This is a genomic window from Pseudomonas sp. P5_A12, from assembly GCF_056400685.1.
In genome coordinates this window covers 1-1,112 of record NZ_JBFUKU010000590.1, presented here as the reverse complement: position 1 = coordinate 1,112, position 1,112 = coordinate 1, and the positions used below count along the sequence as shown (strand labels likewise).

The 1,112-nt window shown below is 50.4% G+C and carries 1 protein-coding gene and 1 pseudogene; one reads left to right on the top strand and one right to left on the bottom strand.

The window, feature by feature from the left end; translation table 11 throughout:
• A pseudogene (locus AC1DSG_RS31315) lies at positions 1-247 on the top strand (hypothetical protein); the annotation flags it as partial.
• Positions 248-608: 361 nt separating this feature from the next.
• Here the strand turns inward: AC1DSG_RS31315 and AC1DSG_RS31310 are convergent.
• Positions 609-908 (bottom strand): hypothetical protein, encoded by a 300-nt coding sequence (locus AC1DSG_RS31310; RefSeq protein ID WP_477794315.1) that lies wholly within the window; start codon positions 906-908, stop codon positions 609-611.
• Positions 909-1,112 lie beyond the last annotated feature (204 nt).

Here is a 1,112-nt window from a genome sequence, read left to right as displayed (position 1 = left end):
CATCAGCGACGCTTTTATTGCAGATGACACATGCGTCGGGGTGTCATTCGATCACTCTGAGAAGGATGATGCCTACTACAGAGCTGATGGTTCTATCCTTCGCACAGGTAAAATTCAATCAGCGAGGAAGGAAGGGCGGTTTTGGTTGCTCGAAACCCAAGATGGTAGTTACGTGATCGCTAGCTTCAGGCGAGACCTCGGCAGAGCAAGCTTTCTCAAGCTTCTTGAGTCCGCCGATAGTTTCTAATCGACGGTATGAAAACCATCCTTTGATCAAATGACAGGGCTTGGCACGTGACAGATGAACGATGGTCGGTTGCTCGGGCAATAATCCATTTCGAGGAGTTGCTCGATATTGTGATCACGACTCGCAAACCGGTTTTCATCGAGGGGGAACGAAGGGTTGCGGTGCTCGTTTCAATGGAGGAATGGCTGTCGATTCAGGACAAGCTCATTGCTCGAGCTCCCTCAAACCTCTGAACTTTCGCTTGCTAGGCCTCTTACGGTTTTAGTCTGCTGCGCTCCGAGTAATCCGCGCGGAGCGCTTCAAACTGCCTATATCTTGTGATGCACGTTTACCGTCAGACGGATTCACAGATTTCCTTGGCTCAGTAACCGTAGTCGCTCAGCAGTTTCTGCAAAAACTCACGCCGCCGTTGGGCGATGCTCAAAATGAGATAGTCGCGTTCGGTGTCTCTTGTAGACAAATGCCCAGCGTCGACAAGACCATGAATATAGCCTTCGGCTCTGCCCCTAGCTTCCAGCAATGCCTCTCTGGATGTGCTTTTGTAGATGTCTACAGCGATGAGCTCCCAACGCTTTTTCTGACGTTGCCCAATGGGATCATCGGAAAACTTCGGAGCGTTAATCAAATTGTTGAAATCGGCATGTGCGTTTGGTGTGTTCAAAGCAGAATCTCGGAACGGTGATAACTGAGCGGAGGTTATCATGCGCACACTAAATCGCTTGTTGTTGGCTGGTTTACGTAGGCGCTGGCGCGAAGGAGCGATTTCAATGATGGTGCACGCTATCGGAGGCACCTTTGAACACTGCGGAGCGTACAGGCAGTGCTATTCAGCGAGTACATTCTTAGCCCGGAGTTGGTATGGGAT